The organism is Enterococcus sp. DIV1682a, from assembly GCF_051711005.1.
Lineage (GTDB): Bacteria > Bacillota > Bacilli > Lactobacillales > Enterococcaceae > Enterococcus_B > Enterococcus_B hirae.
Genome location: NZ_JBIOLT010000001.1, coordinates 2,686,103 through 2,702,500, shown reverse-complemented (window position 1 = coordinate 2,702,500; position 16,398 = coordinate 2,686,103). Strand labels below are relative to the sequence as shown.

The 16,398-nt window shown below is 40.9% G+C and carries 8 protein-coding genes, 21 tRNA genes and 1 riboswitch; of the genes, 28 read left to right on the top strand and 1 reads right to left on the bottom strand.

Features of this window, described 5'->3' with window-relative positions; genetic code table 11:
- The first annotated feature begins 4 nt into the window (after nt 1-4).
- The 25 genes from IGJ23_RS12360 to IGJ23_RS12240 all read left to right on the top strand — a co-directional run bounded on the left by IGJ23_RS12360 (nt 5) and on the right by IGJ23_RS12240 (nt 6,885).
- A tRNA-Gly gene (locus tag IGJ23_RS12360) sits at nt 5-76 on the top strand.
- A 16-nt stretch (nt 77-92) separates the two neighbouring features.
- Nucleotides 93-178, top strand: a tRNA-Leu gene (locus IGJ23_RS12355).
- Nucleotides 179-188: 10 nt separating this feature from the next.
- Nucleotides 189-262: transfer RNA gene (locus IGJ23_RS12350), tRNA-Arg, on the top strand.
- Between the two features lie 10 nt (nt 263-272).
- A tRNA-Pro gene (locus tag IGJ23_RS12345) sits at nt 273-346 on the top strand.
- A 19-nt stretch (nt 347-365) separates the two neighbouring features.
- Nucleotides 366-438, top strand: a tRNA-Ala gene (locus tag IGJ23_RS12340).
- Nucleotides 439-466: 28 nt separating this feature from the next.
- Nucleotides 467-540: transfer RNA gene (locus IGJ23_RS12335), tRNA-Met, on the top strand.
- A 14-nt stretch (nt 541-554) separates the two neighbouring features.
- Nucleotides 555-628 (top strand) — tRNA-Ile (locus IGJ23_RS12330).
- Nucleotides 629-652: 24 nt separating this feature from the next.
- A tRNA-Ser gene (locus IGJ23_RS12325) sits at nt 653-742 on the top strand.
- Nucleotides 743-787: 45 nt separating this feature from the next.
- Nucleotides 788-861, top strand: a tRNA-Met gene (locus IGJ23_RS12320).
- A 43-nt stretch (nt 862-904) separates the two neighbouring features.
- A tRNA-Asp gene (locus IGJ23_RS12315) sits at nt 905-981 on the top strand.
- Nucleotide 982: 1 nt separating this feature from the next.
- A tRNA-Gly gene (locus IGJ23_RS12310) sits at nt 983-1,053 on the top strand.
- Nucleotides 1,054-1,067: 14 nt separating this feature from the next.
- Nucleotides 1,068-1,141: transfer RNA gene (locus tag IGJ23_RS12305), tRNA-Ile, on the top strand.
- A gap of 24 nt (nt 1,142-1,165) precedes the next feature.
- Nucleotides 1,166-1,253: transfer RNA gene (locus IGJ23_RS12300), tRNA-Ser, on the top strand.
- Nucleotides 1,254-1,269: 16 nt separating this feature from the next.
- Nucleotides 1,270-1,341, top strand: a tRNA-Glu gene (locus tag IGJ23_RS12295).
- Between the two features lie 18 nt (nt 1,342-1,359).
- A tRNA-Ser gene (locus IGJ23_RS12290) sits at nt 1,360-1,449 on the top strand.
- A 46-nt stretch (nt 1,450-1,495) separates the two neighbouring features.
- Nucleotides 1,496-1,569 (top strand) — tRNA-Met (locus IGJ23_RS12285).
- 43 nt (nt 1,570-1,612) lie between these two features.
- Nucleotides 1,613-1,686 (top strand) — tRNA-Asp (locus IGJ23_RS12280).
- Between the two features lie 3 nt (nt 1,687-1,689).
- A tRNA-Phe gene (locus tag IGJ23_RS12275) sits at nt 1,690-1,762 on the top strand.
- Nucleotides 1,763-1,766: 4 nt separating this feature from the next.
- A tRNA-Gly gene (locus IGJ23_RS12270) sits at nt 1,767-1,837 on the top strand.
- 15 nt (nt 1,838-1,852) lie between these two features.
- Nucleotides 1,853-1,926 (top strand) — tRNA-Ile (locus tag IGJ23_RS12265).
- Nucleotides 1,927-1,938: 12 nt separating this feature from the next.
- Nucleotides 1,939-2,010 (top strand) — tRNA-Glu (locus tag IGJ23_RS12260).
- A 343-nt stretch (nt 2,011-2,353) separates the two neighbouring features.
- Nucleotides 2,354-2,432, top strand: a riboswitch (SMK box riboswitch).
- A complete protein-coding gene (gene metK / locus IGJ23_RS12255) occupies nt 2,430-3,623 on the top strand; it encodes a methionine adenosyltransferase (RefSeq protein ID WP_034868017.1) in 1,194 nt (397 codons plus the stop codon). Its footprint overlaps the riboswitch before it by 3 nt.
- 167 nt (nt 3,624-3,790) lie before the next feature.
- The gene (locus IGJ23_RS12250; protein WP_438775041.1) at nt 3,791-5,266 is read left to right on the top strand and encodes an MDR family MFS transporter; all 1,476 of its coding nucleotides are present in this window, start codon (nt 3,791-3,793) and stop codon (nt 5,264-5,266) included.
- A gap of 154 nt (nt 5,267-5,420) precedes the next feature.
- Nucleotides 5,421-6,209 (top strand): alpha/beta hydrolase, encoded by a 789-nt coding sequence (locus IGJ23_RS12245; protein WP_010721041.1) that lies wholly within the window; start codon nt 5,421-5,423, stop codon nt 6,207-6,209.
- A 130-nt stretch (nt 6,210-6,339) separates the two neighbouring features.
- The gene (locus IGJ23_RS12240) at nt 6,340-6,885 is read left to right on the top strand and encodes an acyl-CoA thioesterase (RefSeq protein ID WP_438775040.1); all 546 of its coding nucleotides are present in this window, start codon (nt 6,340-6,342) and stop codon (nt 6,883-6,885) included.
- Between the two features lie 153 nt (nt 6,886-7,038).
- Here the strand turns inward: IGJ23_RS12240 and IGJ23_RS12235 are convergent, their stop codons facing one another.
- Nucleotides 7,039-7,695, bottom strand: coding sequence for a TetR family transcriptional regulator (locus tag IGJ23_RS12235; protein WP_438775039.1), 657 nt, complete (start codon nt 7,693-7,695; stop codon nt 7,039-7,041).
- 117 nt (nt 7,696-7,812) lie between these two features.
- Here IGJ23_RS12235 and IGJ23_RS12230 point away from each other — a divergent pair, with 117 nt between their 5' ends.
- The 3 genes from IGJ23_RS12230 (at nt 7,813) to IGJ23_RS12220 (ending at nt 16,348) form a co-directional block, all read left to right on the top strand.
- Complete coding sequence (locus IGJ23_RS12230; RefSeq protein ID WP_034700517.1) at nt 7,813-9,525, top strand: ABC transporter ATP-binding protein; 1,713 nt, start codon at nt 7,813-7,815, stop codon at nt 9,523-9,525.
- Nucleotides 9,526-9,527: 2 nt separating this feature from the next.
- Nucleotides 9,528-11,297 (top strand): ABC transporter ATP-binding protein, encoded by a 1,770-nt coding sequence (locus IGJ23_RS12225; RefSeq protein WP_081128884.1) that lies wholly within the window; start codon nt 9,528-9,530, stop codon nt 11,295-11,297.
- A gap of 230 nt (nt 11,298-11,527) precedes the next feature.
- Entirely contained in the window at nt 11,528-16,348 is a 4,821-nt protein-coding gene (locus tag IGJ23_RS12220; protein ID WP_438775038.1) for a prealbumin-like fold domain-containing protein, read from the top strand.
- The last annotated feature ends 50 nt before the right edge of the window (nt 16,349-16,398 follow it).

The following is a 16,398-nucleotide window of genomic DNA, read 5'->3' as shown; positions in this document are numbered from 1 at the left end:
ACACGCGGAAATAGCTCAGTGGTAGAGCACCACCTTGCCAAGGTGGGGGTCGCGGGTTCGAACCCCGTTTTCCGCTTTGCCAAAGTAACAACGCCGGGGTGGCGGAACTGGCAGACGCACAGGACTTAAAATCCTGCGGTGAGTGATCACCGTACCGGTTCGATTCCGGTCCTCGGCATTACAAATATGCGCCCATAGCTCAACTGGATAGAGTGTTTGACTACGGATCAAAAGGTTAGGGGTTCGACTCCTCTTGGGCGCGTTTATATCAACGGGAAGTAGCTCAGCTTGGTAGAGCACTTGGTTTGGGACCAAGGGGTCGCAGGTTCGAATCCTGTCTTCCCGATAGATAATAATTTTCACACGGGGCCTTAGCTCAGCTGGGAGAGCGCCTGCTTTGCACGCAGGAGGTCAGCGGTTCGATCCCGCTAGGCTCCATTTCATTTGAATAATGAATATCTTTTTTCGCGGTGTAGCTCAGCTGGCTAGAGCGTCCGGTTCATACCCGGGAGGTCGGGGGTTCGATCCCCTCCGCCGCGATTTTTAAAGAGCCTGGACCTTTAGCTCAGTTGGTTAGAGCAGACGGCTCATAACCGTCCGGTCGTAGGTTCGAGTCCTACAAGGTCCATAGTGACGTTGTAAGTTCCATATTGGAGGATTACCCAAGTCCGGCTGAAGGGAACGGTCTTGAAAACCGTCAGGCGGGTAAAACCGTGCAAGGGTTCGAATCCCTTATCCTCCTTTCTTTGTGAGTTACTATAAAGTAGTTGATTTGCAATTATATTATCGCGGGATGGAGCAGTCTGGTAGCTCGTCGGGCTCATAACCCGAAGGTCGTAGGTTCAAATCCTGCTCCCGCAATTGACTTTGATTTTTCAAAGTCACCAAATAAGAAACTAAATATGGTCTGGTAGTTCAGCTGGTTAGAATGCCTGCCTGTCACGCAGGAGGTCGCGGGTTCGAGTCCCGTCCAGACCGCCATGCGGGTGTAGTTTAGTGGTAAAACCACAGCCTTCCAAGCTGTTGTCGCGAGTTCGATTCTCGTCACCCGCTTTTAGTTTTTTTATGGGCCTATAGCTCAGCTGGTTAGAGCGCACGCCTGATAAGCGTGAGGTCGATGGTTCGAGTCCATTTAGGCCCATTAGTACAAAACTTTATTGGTTTTGGGGAAGTACTCAAGTGGCTGAAGAGGCGCCCCTGCTAAGGGTGTAGGTCGGGAAACCGGCGCGAGGGTTCAAATCCCTCCTTCTCCGTTTCAATATTTTACCTGGCCCGTTGGTCAAGCGGTTAAGACACCGCCCTTTCACGGCGGTAACACGGGTTCGAATCCCGTACGGGTCATGATTATAGTTTTATATTGGAGGATTACCCAAGTCCGGCTGAAGGGAACGGTCTTGAAAACCGTCAGGCGGGTAAAACCGTGCAAGGGTTCGAATCCCTTATCCTCCTTTCTTTGAGAGTTACTACAAAGTAGTTGATTCGCAAATTATATTATCGCGGGATGGAGCAGTCTGGTAGCTCGTCGGGCTCATAACCCGAAGGTCGTAGGTTCAAATCCTGCTCCCGCAATTGACTTTGATTTTTCAAAGTCACCAAATAAGAAACTAAATATGGTCTGGTAGTTCAGCTGGTTAGAATGCCTGCCTGTCACGCAGGAGGTCGCGGGTTCGAGTCCCGTCCAGACCGTTTGGCTCGGTAGCTCAGTTGGTAGAGCAATGGATTGAAGCTCCATGTGTCGGCAGTTCGATTCTGTCCCGCGCCATAATGCGGGTGTAGTTTAGTGGTAAAACCACAGCCTTCCAAGCTGTTGTCGCGAGTTCGATTCTCGTCACCCGCTTTTAGTTTTTTTTATGGGCCTATAGCTCAGCTGGTTAGAGCGCACGCCTGATAAGCGTGAGGTCGATGGTTCGAGTCCATTTAGGCCCATTAGTTTCACCTGGCCCGTTGGTCAAGCGGTTAAGACACCGCCCTTTCACGGCGGTAACACGGGTTCGAATCCCGTACGGGTCATTAAAGATACTTTCTAAAGTATCTTTTTTTATTTGTAAGAATGGTTTCAAAAGACTTAAGATAGTTATCGTAGGCGATGATTGTTTTAGGTCTTTTTATTTGATTCTATAGGTGATCAGAAATAGAATGAAAAAAATTTGATTCTGCTGCAAAGGATTTGTTGTATACTTATGCTCCTAAACTTTGAACCTTTTTTATTTGCTATTCTTTAAACATGTAGCATAGTGAAGCGAAATGATTACCTGGGATAAAGGAAATAAACAGCATTATCAGTGAACTATTCAAATTTTTAAGTAATTACGTTAAAAAAACAAGCGTAAATTTCAAATATCTGCTATACTTGGTTCGTTGCAAGTTCCCGAGAGGATCCGTCATCGACGGAGATGCCTTGTAACCGAATTTAACTAGGGGGAATCACTATGGGAGAAAGACATTTATTTACCTCAGAATCTGTTTCTGAAGGACATCCAGATAAAGTTGCTGATCAAATCAGTGATGCGATCTTGGATGCAATTTTAGCAAAGGATCCAAATGCACGCGTGGCTTGTGAAACATCTGTTACCACTGGTCTTGTATTGGTATTTGGAGAAATCTCAACCACTGCCTACGTGGATATTCAAAAAGTGGTACGTCAAACGATCAAAGAGATTGGCTACACACGAGCAAAATTTGGCTTTGATGGAGATACAGTAGCTGTATTAGCTGCAATTGATGAACAATCACCAGATATCGCTCAAGGTGTTGATGAAGCACTTGAGATTCGTGACGAAGCGAAGAGAGATGTATTGGATGAGATCGGTGCTGGAGACCAAGGATTGATGTTTGGTTTTGCAGTCGATGAAACACCGGAATTAATGCCTTTACCAATTGCATTAAGCCATCGTCTAGTTCGTCGTTTAGCTGATTTACGTAAATCCAATGAATTAACTTATCTACGTCCAGATGCAAAATCACAAGTAACAGTTGAATATGATGACAATGGTCAGCCAGAACGAGTGGATACCATCGTTATTTCAACACAACATGATGATGCAGTGGACAATGAAACAATTCGTCATGACGTCATTGAAAAAGTAATAAAAGAAGTTATTCCAGCTGAATTACTTGATGACAACACAAAATACTACATCAATCCTACTGGTCGCTTTGTTATTGGGGGACCTCAAGGAGATGCTGGGTTGACGGGAAGAAAAATCATCGTTGACACATATGGCGGCTATGCTCGTCATGGTGGTGGAGCATTTTCTGGGAAAGATGCTACTAAGGTTGACCGTTCAGCAAGTTATGCCGCTCGTTACATTGCGAAAAACATTGTAGCAGCTGGTTTGGCAAGAAAAGCTGAAGTTCAGTTAGCCTATGCGATCGGTGTTGCACAACCTGTATCTATTTCAATCAATACTTTTGGTACGTCAACTGTTCCAGAAGAAGACTTGATTGCCGCTGTGAGAGAAAACTTTGATCTACGACCTGCAGGTATTATTGAAATGCTTGATTTACGTCGTCCAATTTATCGTCAAACAGCAGCTTATGGTCATTTCGGTCGTACGGATATCGAATTGCCATGGGAAAAAACAGATAAAGTTGATGCAATTAAAGCAAGCTTAGCAAAATAGCTTTTTGATGGCTGGAATGGTTCTCTTTATGGGATCATTCCAGTTTTTTTATCCAAACGACTGAAGAGAAATCCATGGTCGTTTTTGATTCGTGTTTTTGATAAATGATAAAGCCTATTTTTTTTGGCTAAAATTTATTTGGCAACAATAAAAAAAGGAGGAATAAGATGAAAAGAGAAACAAACGTCAAATTAGTAACGATCAGTGTGTTTATTGCAACTTTCATGACAGCAATTGAAGGAACGATCGTGACCACTGCGATGCCTACGATCGTCGGCTCTCTTCACGGTATGGAGATCATGAATTGGGTATTTTCGATTTATTTACTAACGAATGCGATGCTGACACCGATCTATGGCAAACTTGCAGATAAAGTGGGGAGAAAACCTATTTTTATCTTTGGAACGCTATTATTTATTATTGGTTCTTTATTTTGTGGACTTTCTCAAACCATGATGGGGTTGATTGCTGCTCGTGCTGTTCAAGGAATGGGCGCTGGAGCAATGATGCCAGTGGCGTTAACGATCATTGGCGATTTATATACGATTGAAAAAAGAGCAAAAGTTTTAGGTTTGAACAGTTCGGCTTGGGGAATTGCTAGTGTTTTTGGACCATTAGCTGGAGGTTTTATTGTAGAAACGATCAGTTGGCATTGGATCTTTTTTATTAATGTACCGATCGGGCTTTTATTGATGGTTTTGATCTGGCTTTATTTGAACGAACCACAGAGAGAACATGAGTCGAAACCGATGGATCTATTCGGTAGTTTTAGTTTGATGGCGATGTTGGTTGCTTTACTTCTTGGATTTCAATTGTTAGGGGATCAAGGATTTACTCCAGTAGTGATCGGGCTTTTGATCGGAAGTCTTCTTCTATTATTTTTATTTATTGCAGCCGAAAGAAGAGCAAAAGACCCTGTGATCATGTTGCATCTTTTTGCTAATCCACTATTTGTGGTCGTGAATCTAGCAGCAGCTTTAGCCAGTGGGTTCTTAATGGGCATCGATGTGTATATCCCGATGTGGATGCAAGGGGTATTGGGGCTAAATGCTGCAGTAGGGGGATTAGTCTTAGCACCGCTTTCTCTCGTTTGGATGGTCGGTTCTTTCTTAGCAAGTAAGTGGATGACTCAAATGGCAACGAATTGGGTATTGCGAATTGGTCTATTGATTGCCTCTCTAGGCGGTGCCTGGCTCTGGTTAATGCCATTTGAAAGTAATTTTTTATGGTTCTTTGCTATTTCAACGGTCATTGGTGTAGGACTAGGAATCACCATGACTACCTCAACTGTTAGTGCCCAAAATAGTGTGTCTCGAGATCAACTAGGGGTAGCTACCTCGTTCAATACATTGGTGCGGACGATTGGACAAACTGTGATGGTGGCAGTCTTTGGCTTATTGATCAATGGAGTAACACAACGGGAGCTGAATGCGACTAATTTGACGAATGATGCAGATATCATGAATAAGCTAGTCAACCCACAAACAGCTAAAAACATTGCTTCAGAGTTGATCACGCCTTTACGGAAGATTTTATATGAAGGATTGCATCAAGTCTATTTTGTGGGGCTATTACTAGTAGTGGTCGCTTTTGCATTGACATTTGTCGTTCGTGAAAAAAGTGATAGAATAAGAGAGTATTAGTACAAGAAAGTAGTACTAAATGTTACTTTGTGAGGTCGTTTGACCAATTATTTCACAACGATAACCGGTGTTAGAATAGTTGTTTTATCAAAATTTGTCATTATTGGTCAGGTCAAAAACACTATTTTTCACACCTTAGAGAGGATGTTTCAACGTGGCATTTATTCAAGCAAATATTTATTCAAATGTTTTAGAGATGGAAGTAAACCTGAATGTAATCCTTCCACAAACAACAAATAAAGTGATCGGTACGAGTTCACAACAAGCGACAACAGATGTTCCTGTGTTATACCTTCTGCACGGAATGGGAGGAAATCATAGTGTCTGGGAGCGTCGGACGTCGATTGAAAGATATGTCGCAGACCATGGATTAGCGGTCATTATGCCTTCTACTGACCTAGGTTGGTATACCGACACGGCCTATGATATGAAATACTGGACGTTTATTTCAGAAGAGCTTCCCGAAATCTGTCATGAACTGTTTCCACAATTAACGACAAAAAGAGAAAAGACTTATGCTGCTGGATTATCAATGGGTGGCTATGGTGCTTTGAAACTTGGACTAGCAAAACCAGAAAATTTTGCTGCAATCATTTCTTTATCAGGAGCCATTTCAGTAGGCAATCGGATGGATGATTTATTGATGATTCGAAAGGCAAAATTCTGGGAGGGCGTATTTGGACCGTTAGATCAGATCAAAGGTTCAGTTAATGATCCTCAGTATTTATTAGAAGAATTAGTAAAGAGTGACAAAACAGCGCCTCGTATCTATTTGGCATGTGGAGAATCAGATTTTCTTTATCAAGCAAATCAAGAAATGACCGATTCATTGAAAGCAAATGGGATTGGCGTAACCTTCGAACATGGTCCTGGCGAACATAACTGGGTATTTTGGGATCAGTGGATTCAACGTGCTTTGGAATGGTTATTTGAAGAGAACTAGATAAAGAATCCTTGGTTACTCTTAGCTTTTGAGGCTATTTTTAGGAGGATCGCTAGGGCTAGGACATTGTCTTGGCCTTAGCTTTTTTATAGGACGAATCATCAGGAAATAATTTGAAAGAGGTGTTTTTTTGGAAGAGATAAAGCATTGTAAAGAATCGATAGTCATTCAAACACATCGGATTTTTCCATTCGATCTTAATCCTTTTGGGTTTTTATTTGGTGGAAAATTGATGACGATGATTGATGATGCTGCGTCGATCTCTGTGACAAGACATTGTCGTAGAGGTGCAGTTACCGCTTCTTTAGACAGCTTGAATTTTTTGAAACCATTGCATGAAAACCATTCTGTGTGTGTAGAATCTTATGTAAGTGGTACTCATCATAAATCGATGGAAGTATTCGTTAAAATTATTGGGGAAAATCTGACGACTGGGGAGCGTTACTTAGCCGCAACTTGTTTTACAACATTTGTCGCTGTTCCGTCTCATATGAATGAAGAAACGGAATTTACAGTACCTAAAGTCATACCTGACACGGCAGAAGAAAAACTAGTGTGCGCAGGATACGAAAAACGTCGCAAACAGCGTTTACAAGAACGAGAAGAATACCGAGCTTTTGCTGCTCAATTAACAACAGACCTTCCTTGGTTAAAAAATGAAGGAATAGATGATTAGACCGCTTCATCTAGGATACGTGAGATGGCTAAACTAGTAGCTAAACTGACTATTACTTGTGGAATAGGAAGGTCTATTCATGTAGTCAACTCAAACAGTAAACAAAAAATCATGAAGGCAAGTTCGCGAACTTGCCTTCATGTCTTTTTTTGTTTACGATTCTTTTTGTACAGCCAACCCTTGAAGATAGATCGTCACGCTATCAAGAAAGAGTTGTTTTTCATTTTCTTGGTTATGGTGAGCGGTGATACTAGCCTTTAGTCCAACTAGTGCATTTTCTTCGACATAACTTCTCATAGAAAGAATAGCATCTTTGAGTAAGTGATTACCGGTCATGATTTTGTGCCGAAGATTCTGTTCATGCTGTTGATCCATCAGTTGACCAATCAACAAGTGATGAAGAGCAAACACTGCTTGACGACTACGGTCAATCGAAAAGCCCGCTTGGATAAGAATCTGGATCATCATTTCTAAGTGTTCCAAACGACTCGCATAAGAAGGAACGGTATTGATTTCTAGCTCTGCACCACAAGGAAAGTGGGTGTAAAGGTCGTAGTAGTTTTCCATGAATTGAACAAGGCGTTCTTGCCAAGGTAAACGAGGCTCGGGAATGATTAGTTCATTTTCCATGAATTCAGCCATTTTTTGGAGCAAGTCTTGCTTATTTTTGAAATACCAGTAAAGCGCAGGAGCTTTTACTTGAACTTTTTGAGCAAGGTTTCGCATAGATAGTTTTGATAGTTCTTGCGTTTCTGCCAGAATCGCAAAAGCAGATTTGATAATCATTTCTTGGGAAAGCTTTGGTTCCAAATTTAATCAACCTCTTGTATTGCAATATTTTTTTAAACATGGTAAATTGTTAGTCGGCCTTATTTTACAGTGTTAAATAAGGCCTGTCAATTTTAATAAAAAGGGGTGTAACAACCAATGGGCTTAATTTTAAGACATGCAAAAAAATACAAAGTTGCTGTATTTATTTCATTGTTTTCTGTAGCGATTATGGTAAGTGCCGCATTATGGCAACCGAAGCTTTTACAACAAGTATTAGAAGCTATTATTACAGAAGATAACGACAAGATGAAAACGATCGGTGTATACTTGATCAGTTTAGCTTTATTAGGACTGGCAGCTGGAGTTTCAAATACGATTTTTTCAGCGAAAGTGGCACAAGGGATTAGTGCTGATATTCGGGAAGAAGCATTTCGTAAAATCCAGACTTTTTCATTTGGAAATATCGAAAAATTCTCTGCTGGAAATCTGGTAGTTCGACTAACAAATGATATTACACAAATTCAAAACCTAGTCATGATTTCTTTACAATCGCTCTTTAGAATTCCATTTCTGTTTATCGGGGCTTTTGTTTTGGCAATGATGACGATGCCGCAATTATGGTGGATCATTGTCGCATTGATCGTAGCAGTTTTCTTGATTACAGCTTTATCATTTACCAGAATGGGTAAACATTTTATGATCATCCAAAAACTGATTGATAAAGTCAATAGTATTGCCAAAGAAAATCTTATGGGGATCCGTGTAGTCAAATCTTTTGTCCAAGAAGACAATCAATTGAAAGAGTTTAGTAAAGTCAGCGAAGATCTAACGAAACACAACATCATTGTGGGAACCTTGTTTTCCGTGATGATTCCATCCTTTATGTTGGCTGCTAATTTAGCAGTAGTTGGCGCAATCTTTTTTGTTAGTGATTTAGCAAAAGATGATCCAACCTTAATCGGTGGTTTGGCTTCTTTCATGAACTATTTGATGCAGATCATGATGGCAATCATTATTGGTGGAATGATGATGATGATGACATCAAGAGCTGCAGTTTCATTGAAACGGATCAAAGAAATCTTAGACACAGAACCAGATTTAACATACCAAGATGTACCAGAACAGAATTTAACTGGATCAGTCACTTTTGATCATGTTTCTTTCCGTTATCCTGGCGATGATGCAGACACATTGAAAGACATCAGTTTTTCGATCCAACCAGGTGAAATGGTGGGGATTGTTGGTGCAACAGGAGCTGGTAAATCGACACTCGCTCAGTTGATTCCACGATTGTTTGACCCAACAGAAGGAAAAGTGGAAGTAGGCGGCGTAGATTTAAGACAAGTCAATGAAAAAAGCCTACGTCACACTGTATCCTTTGTTTTACAAAAAGCGATCCTTTTCTCTGGAACGATTGCGCAAAACTTGCGTCAAGGGAAAAAAGATGCTTCTGAAAAAGATATGGAACATGCTTCTGCGATTGCTCAAGCACAAGAATTTATCGAAAAATTAGCCGATCGCTATGAGGCTCCTGTGGAAGAACGTAGTAGTAACTTTTCAGGTGGACAGAAACAGCGGTTATCCATTACCCGAGGTGTCATTGGTGATCCTAAGATTTTGATCTTAGATGATAGTACCAGTGCATTAGATGCGCGTTCTGAAAAGTTGGTTCGTGAAGCATTAGCAAAAGAATTAAAAGGCACTACTACAATTGTGATCGCTCAAAAAATCGCTTCTGTTGTCAAAGCAGACCGGATTCTTGTATTAGATGAAGGCAGATTAGTGGGTGAAGGAACACACGAAGAACTAGTAGCAACCAATCGGGTGTACCAAGAAATTTTCGAAACACAAAAAGGAACGGAGGAGTAGCCATGACTGATTTAATAAAAGCCAGTAAGTTTTTCTATCACTATTTAAAACGGTATAAGGTCTCCTTTTTCTTTATTTTTGTTACAGTTATCATTGCCACTTATCTTCAAGTGAAGGCACCACAATATATCGGAGAAGCCTTTCAAGAACTAGCCAACTATGTTGGGGCTTTGATGCAAGGAGTCGATGATAAGAGTCGCTTCGTTTCCATTATTTGGAAACTATTAATGTTTTATGTTTTAGCGAGTGCCGCAAACTTCATTTACAGTATCTTATTTACGCAAGTGGTGGGTAAATCGACGAATCGGATGCGTATTGGTTTATTCAATAAACTAGAAAAATTGACGATCCGCTTCTTTGATTCTCATCAAGATGGGGAAATTCTTAGTCGATTTACGAGTGATTTAGATAATATCCAAAATAGTTTGAACCAAGCTTTGCTCCAAGTAATCACCAATATCGTTTTACTTTTTGGGATATTGATTATGATGTTCCGCCAAAATGTTGAGTTAGCTTGGGCAACAATTGCTTCTACACCAGTGGCAGTTTTGATTGCTGTTTTGATTATCCAAAAGGCAAGAAAATACGTTGATTTACAACAAGACGAAGTTGGGAAATTGAACGGCTATATGGATGAAAAAATCAGTGGTCAACGTGTCATCATCACCAATGGATTACAGGAAGAGACAATTGATGGTTTCTTAGAACACAATGAGACTGTTCGTAAAGCAACGTTTAAAGGACAAGCTTATTCAGGATTGCTTTTCCCAATGATGCAAGGGATGTCTTTAGTGAATACCGCAATCGTCATTTTCTTTGGTGGATGGTTAGCACTGAACGGGGATCTGGAACGCTCGGTTGCTTTAGGATTGGTAGTCACGTTCGTTCAGTATTCCCAACAATATTATCAACCATTGATGCAAATTTCATCTGGTTATAGCATGATCCAATTAGCGATCACAGGAGCACGTAGACTGAATGAGATGTTTGCTGAAAAAGATGAAGTGAAACCAGCGAATGGTCAATCCTTTGATGGGATCGATAAAGGCTTATCTTTGGAACACGTTGATTTTGGTTATAACCCTGATAAATTAGTGTTAAATGATGTATCTATTGATGTAAATAAAGGCGAAATGGTCGCGTTAGTTGGACCGACTGGCTCAGGTAAAACAACGATCATGAATCTATTGAATCGTTTTTATGATGTGAATAGTGGTGCAGTAACGATTGATGGGACAGACATCCGTGAGTATGATTTAGATGCTTTACGAAAACATGTAGGAATCGTTTTACAAGAATCCGTCCTATTCTCGGGTACTATTCGCGACAATATTGTCTTTGGGAAACCTGATGCGACAGATGAAGAAGTGATCAATGCCGCTAAGCAGGCGAATATTCATGACTTTATCATGAATCTAGAAAAAGGGTATGAAACAGAAGTATCTGAAGAAAACAACTTGTTCAGTACCGGTCAGAAACAATTGATCAGTATTGCCAGAACGATCATTACGAATCCTTCATTGTTGATTTTAGATGAAGCAACAAGTAACGTGGACACAGTAACAGAAGCTAAAATCCAAAAAGCCATGGACGAAGCAATCAAAGGACGTACTAGCTTTGTGATTGCCCACCGGTTAAAAACGATTTTAAATGCGGATCGTATTGTTGTTTTACGTGATGGAAAAGTAATCGAAGAAGGAAATCATCATCAGTTGTTGGCAGAAGATGGCTTCTATGCTGAACTTTATCATAATCAGTTTGTCTTTGAATAATCTGTTTTTAATGAACAAATAAGCTAACTAATAGACTACTTAGAAGAGGGAATGGCTCTTTTCTAAGTAGTCTTTTTTTGCATATAGAGATCTCTTTGACTTTAGCTATTGTGAGATAAGAAACGTTATTTTTCAGACTTGTCTGAAAAAGTTGAAGTAAGCTGTTTCAAGAAACCTGTTATATTTCATGTTAAATAAGGCGCTCCTTAAAAACTATAAAAAGGCAGGTAATGGGTATGAAGGTAAAAATAAGGCAGGTGTGCTTACAATTGATGATGCTCTTGACGATTTTGGTTCCTTTGTCCAACCCGCTCTTTTTGATGGGGCCGCTAGTCCATGCTTCCTCAAATGGTCATTTCCATGTAACTGGACAACCAACAGGCTTTCAATTAGGTGAGGCTTATGGGAACAATGATAACGGCGTCCAATTGATGATCGATCCTGAAAAAGACGGCACGTATACGAGTGATTTGCCCGAAACAGGCGTTCCAAGCGATACGAATGTCCGCCTTCAAATCAATTGGTGGTTGGTCGATGACGATATTTATCCTAGTGGCGATCTAATGGCTAATGAACGCTATACGATCATTGAAAATATTCCTGACACATTATTGATTCCAGCAGGTGGTCTATCGGGCGAATTGATGGATGAAACTGGACGATTTTCTTTTGGCACGTTTTATGTAAATGAGGATCGTAGTATAGCAATCCAATTTAATACCCGTATTTATAATTTTAGTGAGATTCAGGGTTCGTTTTCTATTGATACGAGTTTTGATAATATTACCGAAGAATTGATCGTAGATTTGGGAGAATATGGTGTAGTTGAAGTGCCAATCATTGTTAAAGGGGAAGAGATCGTTGAAAAACAGGGGATTAGTTTTAATCGGGATACTGGAATTGTTGAATGGGAAGCGTTGATCAACGAAGAACATCGGGCGTTGACAAATGTGAAAATCACAGATTTCTTTGGTGATAACCAGGAATTTGTGTCAGTTAGTATCCAAAAGAAAGAAGTTGAAGATGAACAGTTCCATCCTTTATTAGCAAGTGATTATAGTCAAGCGCAACAAGACAACCAAATAACTTGGACGATCAGAAATAATGAAGCACCTAAACGAACCGCTTATCGATTAATCATCCGTACCAGAGTCAAAGATCTAAGCCAACCAACTGTTCATAATCAACTCATTGTCGAAAGTGATGAATTAGGTCGGACAGAAACGAATGATGTCGAATTTGATATCGTAAAACAAGACTTTTCAAAACGAATAGCTAAAAATCCAAATGGATCAGACAAAATTGATTTTTATCAGGCGACAGATGAGCCTGGTCAACCAACGGGGAATCGCGAAGCGTATGACTATGTACTCGTGACTTGGCAAATCGACACGTATTATTACGTCGATGGTGAAAAAGACCCTATCGTCGATCGATTATCCGTCATTCCAGCAAATGCTGCGAGCCATACCTTTGAACAAGACTCACTGCAGATCACTGGAACGAATGCGGAGGGCTTTACAGTCGGTTTCAATGCAGAAAACACAGAGATGACGCTCACACCACCAGGGGATGCGAATGGCACCTACCGAATCACCTACCAAACGAGGATACAAACGACGGATGGACAGGTTTCAGCGGATACGATCCAGTTTTCCAACCATGCGATCCAAGGAAGTTTTGGTGAAGGTAGCGCTGGCGGAATCATTCCTAACCCAAGCATGCCAGGGATCGTAAAACGTGGAGTTGGGGGTGACCAGACTCAGCAGATCCAACATTGGGAGATTTTGTTCAATCAGGAAAACAAATTAGTTGAACAAGTAGAAATCCGTGATTCTTCCATCATCTTTGAAGAGGATCTCGTGCGATTGTTCGATCCTAATAACTATCACGGCTACTATGAGAACAATGTTCGTCCTTTTAAATGGATCTATTATGCTCGCTCATTACTAGAATCGACATTAATCATCACAGATGACGTAGGCAACACATTAGAAAAGGGTGTTGATTTTGAGTTGGTTTTGCATAATCTTTCTGAACCAGGCGAACGATTGATGTTGCCGGATGGGAGTTATTTACATCAAGCGAATAGTGCTTATCAAACAGGGTTTACGATCCGCTTGATTGGAGATTACGAAACAACGGATCAAACCATTAAGATTCATTTTTCAACGAAAGAGCATCAGTTATCTAGTAGAGGTTATTTAAAAATCTGGGATGAAGACCCTTCTCAGTTCAATAGAAGTAATTACTATTCCAGCGATCCAGTAGTCCAAGGGATCTATCCTTGGCTAGGTGGAACGTATATCCATCCAGATATTACGTTCTTCAACTACGCCAAAGCAACTTGGCGACAAGGAGACGTTCAGTATTCTCAAGATTCAGTTGGTTATGGAACATTTGGCAATTGGCACTATAGCCTCATAAACGATGGACATAAAAAAGGGTTATTCCTACAGCCAGGGCAAAAGTATGAAGAAGCAATCGCTGAAGATGCAGAACAAGCTGATGCTGGAAATATCGGAACGTTTGAATATTGGACAGATGAAAGTTTTTCAAATGAGAGCCGACAACCGGTCTACACTGGAATCGTTGATCGCTACCAAACACTGTTTCGTCTAGAATTCAATCCTTCCAGTGGTCCATTACCAGCAGGAACCGTCATTGAAGATGATTTTTCGACCCTTGCTGGTTGGGAGTTTAAGCCAGACTCTGTTCACGTCTTTCAGGGGACCGCCAACCTAGCTGGTCCGATTGATCCTGATACGAATCAACACCGCTGGAAAATAGCGGCAGGAGATTATGCAGGGAATGAACGACTAGTGGAAGGTACGGATTATCGCCTAGAATATGATCCGCAAACACAATTGATGCGGATCATTCTCTTAAAAGAGAGTCATCGACCAATCGTTATCTTCTTCATTGCCGATTATGTTGCCACTCAAGAACTAGCTGATAATCCATTACTAGCAGGTTCTTATAAAAATATAGCGACACTGACAAGTCCTGGTGGGCGCAAGACAGAAGTAGAAACGCAAGTCACGATACCGACAAAAAGTTTAGTGATCAAGACGGGTGAAGTAGCAGACGACGGCGAACATATCACCTACCGCGTGATCGTGAATCCAGGTGGCGCCAAATACCAGAATTTGTATCTCTTTGATCTCATGGATCATGAAGAAGAAACGACGCTTCTGCTAGATCCCGATACTGGAAAATATCGAATCAACGTTTTTGAAGGAAAATACAATCCCCAGACTCAGCAATTTGAAAAAATACGCCGTTTAATCGATGAACAAGATTTTCTACTGTTGGCACCACAACAACTCTTAGTCCCATATTTGCCAGAGTATATTGGCGTAGATGGGCGAGGTGCTTATCAAATCTTTGAATGGCAAGCAAATCCAGAAAATGACACAAGTGAAGCTCATTGGATCAGTCAGCAAACAGGAAGAGCTTTAAGTGAGCCAGGTGTGAAGGCAGAAACCGCCTTTGACCAGTTAGCTGCGGACGGTTTGATCAATTTATCGCAAAAAACTGCTCATTTCCAATTAGTTGTAGGTGATAATACCGGTCAGTCAGAAGTGACAGATAAAACATTGATCGTAGAATATACTGCCCAAACAACCGCTGATTCTGTCAATAATCGTGCAGGTGTTTTCTTGAATGGAAAACAAAAAGTGACGGAAGAATCCATTACGGACATCACGACGGGAGAAGGTTATGCTTCAGGAATCCACCGAATCGTGGAATTCTATAAAGCCGATCACGAAGGAAATGACCTTACAGGTTCAGAATTCCGTTTAGAGAAAAAATCTAAAGATTTTTTCCAAGAACAATTTCCTGAAAGAGTATTAGGGACATTTACGGTAGATAATCCTACTCAGATCGGTGGTGTTCATGAAGAAGAGGCTTATGGATTGACGAACGGAATCTATCGTCTGACAGAGATTACTCCACCAGCAGGTCCGTTTGCTGTACTACCAGAGCCCATTTATTTCAAGGTACAGGCATCAGGAACGACTAGTAGAGAAGAGGAAATTTTTTTCACCGATGAACAAGGGATTCCAGTGACACAAGAACGAGCAACGATCCAATTAGACAATGGACAGTTCAAGTTGACTGTTGAAAACCGACCAAAGCCTTTCATGATCGAAAAAAATTGGGATTTTACCACGCCTAATGCGGCAGTACCAGAGGAGATCAAAGAAGATTATGAAATTACGGTCAATTTATTAAGGGAACAACGGCATGAACAAAGCGATGAGTGGCGCTTGGATGCTTCATTCACACCCATGACTTTCACTTTGAATCAGGAGAATGAGTTTAAAGTGCTGGTCGAAGAGTTAGCCGATCTAGGTGAGGATTATCGATATATCGTAAAAGAAACCAGCATCATCAATACCAAAACAGGAAAAAACCTGCAACCATATTTTGATTTAAGTAGTGGGGAAGAGGGCGATCAAGTTGATAATCTCAATAAGATCGTGAAAGATGCTAATCATAATTGGCAAATCATCCTGAAAAATAGCACGACACCTGAAAGTACCCCTGAACGTGTCTATGTGGGATTTGAGAAACAATTTGAATTCAGCGATTTAGATTACTCGAGCATTAACTACATTACCTTTGAGTTATTTAGAAGTGTCGAAGAAGGGGAAAAGCAGAAAATCCAAACGATTCTCTTAACGCCAGGAGATACAGGTGAAGGGTTGAAATGGATCAGTAACCGCTTGGAGAAATTTACTCCAGATGGTCAAGCTTATCATTATTACATTAGAGAAATAAGTATTACTGATCACGAAGGTAGTGACCTTTCTGAACGATTTAGGCTAGCTGATACAGATTACATTTTGCTACAACCACATGAAGCTGTCCAAAACTTGGACGAAATGGAAGTCGTACCAATCATGAATACGGAAACGTCTGGCTTATTGCCAATGACGGGTGGACCTGGACTTCGCTTCTTTCTAATTGCAGCCCTCACTACCATTGTTTTATTACTAGGTTGGTTGTTCTATCGCTTGAGAAGTAAGCGAAATAGCAAATAGTAATTAGGACGGTCTGATGGCATTTCAGCAAATGAGAAAGGAGTAGAGGA

Excerpts from the sequence above, each read along its gene's own strand:
- IGJ23_RS12225 (WP_081128884.1), top strand. The coding sequence starts at position 9,528 with ATGACTGATTTAATAAAAGCCAGTAAGTTTTTCTATCACTATTTAAAA.
- IGJ23_RS12220 (WP_438775038.1), top strand. The coding sequence starts at position 11,528 with ATGGGTATGAAGGTAAAAATAAGGCAGGTGTGCTTACAATTGATGATG.
- IGJ23_RS12250 (WP_438775041.1), top strand. The coding sequence starts at position 3,791 with ATGAAAAGAGAAACAAACGTCAAATTAGTAACGATCAGTGTGTTTATT.
- metK (WP_034868017.1), top strand. The coding sequence starts at position 2,430 with ATGGGAGAAAGACATTTATTTACCTCAGAATCTGTTTCTGAAGGACAT.
- IGJ23_RS12230 (WP_034700517.1), top strand. The coding sequence starts at position 7,813 with ATGGGCTTAATTTTAAGACATGCAAAAAAATACAAAGTTGCTGTATTT.